This window comes from Azospirillum aestuarii (assembly GCF_016632405.1).
Lineage (GTDB): Bacteria > Pseudomonadota > Alphaproteobacteria > Azospirillales > Azospirillaceae > Azospirillum > Azospirillum aestuarii.
In genome coordinates, this window is sequence record NZ_JAEPIV010000080.1 from 1 (window position 1) to 2,411 (window position 2,411).

Below are 2,411 nucleotides of genomic sequence, written 5' to 3' on the forward strand. Positions count from 1 at the left end.
TTCTGGTTTTGAGGTGGGTTTCCCGCTTAGATGCTTTCAGCGGTTATCCCGTCCATACTTAGCTACCCGGCCATGCCACTGGCGTGACAACCGGTGCACCAGAGGTATGTCCATCCCGGTCCTCTCGTACTAGGGACAGATCCTCGCAAAACTCCGACACCCACGGCAGATAGGGACCGAACTGTCTCACGACGTTCTAAACCCAGCTCACGTACCACTTTAATCGGCGAACAGCCGAACCCTTGGGACCTGCTCCAGCCCCAGGATGTGATGAGCCGACATCGAGGTGCCAAACGACTCCGTCGATATGGACTCTTGGGAGTCATCAGCCTGTTATCCCCGGCGTACCTTTTATCCGTTGAGCGATGGCCCGTCCACGTGGGACCACCGGATCACTATGGCCGACTTTCGTCTCTGCTCGACTTGTCTGTCTTGCAGTCAGGCGGGCTTATGCCATTGCACTCGTCGAGCGATTTCCGACCGCTCTGAGCCCACCATCGCGCGCCTCCGTTACACTTTGGGAGGCGACCGCCCCAGTCAAACTACCCGCCATGCAGGGTCCCGGCTCCGGATCGACGGAGCGCGGTTAGATGCCAGAGACCTCAAGGGTGGTATTTCAAGGGTGGCTCCACACGAGCTGGCGCCCATGCTTCCTAGCCTCCCACCTATCCTACACATGAGATCCCTAGCACCACTGCAAAGCTGTAGTAAAGGTGCACGGGGTCTTTCCGTCTGACCGCGGGTACTCCGCATCTTCACGGAGAGTTCAATTTCGCTGAGTTGGTGTTGGAGACAGCGGGGAAGTCGTTACGCCATTCGTGCAGGTCGGAACTTACCCGACAAGGAATTTCGCTACCTTAGGACCGTTATAGTTACGGCCGCCGTTTACCGGGGCTTCAATTCGGAGCGTGAACCCCTCCTCTTAACCTTCCGGCACCGGGCAGGCGTCAGACCCTATACGTCGCCTTGTACGGCTTCGCAGAGCCCTGTGTTTTTAGTAAACAGTCGCCACCCCCTGGTCTGTGCCCCCCGCCACGGCTTGCGCCGCGACGGGGCCCTCTTCTTCCGAAGTTACGAGGGCAATTTGCCGAGTTCCTTCAACACCATTCTCTCAAGCGCCTGGGTATACTCTACCAGTCCACCTGTGTCGGTTTGGGGTACGGTCTGATGCGGGGGCTGTTTCCTGGAACGGGTCCCCAGCCGGGCCAATCCGATAAGGCCCGACACGCTTTCCCATTCGTCACACACCCGCTGGCCCACGAATATTAACGTGGTTCCCATCGACTACGCCTTTCGGCCTCGCCTTAGGGGCCGGCTCACCCTGCGTGGATTAACCTTGCGCAGGAACCCTTGGACTTTCGGCGACAGTGTTTCTCACACTGTTTGTCGCTACTCATGTCAGCATTCTCACTTCCGATACCTCCAGGCGGCCTCACGGACACCCTTCGCAGGCTTACGGAACGCTCCGCTACCACGTGTCAAAGACACATCCGCAGCTTCGGTACACGGCTTGAGCCCCGATACATTTTCGGCGCAGGCCGGCTTAACTAGACCAGTGAGCTATTACGCTTTCTTTAAAGGATGGCTGCTTCTAAGCCAACCTCCTGGTTGTCATGGCCTTCCCACATCCTTTCCCACTTAGCCGTGATTTGGGGACCTTAGCTGGCGGTCTGGGCTGTTTCCCTCTCGACGATGGACCTTAGCACCCACCGTCTGTCTGCCGGGCTGTGCTCCACGGTATTCGGAGTTTGGTTAGGTTTGGTAAGCCGCGAGGCCCCCTAGCCCATCCAGTGCTCTACCCCCGTGGGCAATCGCCCGACGCGCTACCTAAATAGCTTTCGCGGAGAACCAGCTATTTCCCGGTTTGATTGGCCTTTCACCCCTAGCCACAGGTCATCTCCGACTTTTTCAACAGGCGTGAGTTCGGTCCTCCAGTGCGTGTTACCGCACCTTCAACCTGCCCATGGCTAGATCACCGGGTTTCGGGTCTACAGCAAGCAACTCAAGCGCCCTGTTCAGACTCGCTTTCGCTGCGCCTCCGGCTATCGCCTTAAGCTCGCTGCTTACTGTAAGTCGCTGACCCATTATACAAAAGGTACGCCGTCACCGCGCAAGGCGGCTCCGACTGCTTGTAGGCATCCGGTTTCAGGAACTGTTTCACTCCCCTCGTCGGGGTGCTTTTCACCTTTCCCTCACGGTACTGGTGCACTATCGGTCACTGAGGAGTACTTAGGCTTGGAGGGTGGTCCCCCCATGTTCGGACAGGGTTTCACGTGCCCCGCCCTACTCGAGCATTCAGTCCGGTTTACCCGTACGGGGCTATCACCCGCTCTGGCCCGCCTTTCCAGACGGTTCCGGTTATGTAGACTGAATGACTGGCCTGGTCCGCGTTCGCTCGCCACTACTAGCGG

1 rRNA gene is annotated in these 2,411 nt (G+C 58.1%); it reads right to left on the bottom strand.

Annotated features, from left to right (window positions below):
- Positions 1–2,411 (bottom strand): 23S ribosomal RNA (locus JJL56_RS32645); the annotation flags it as partial.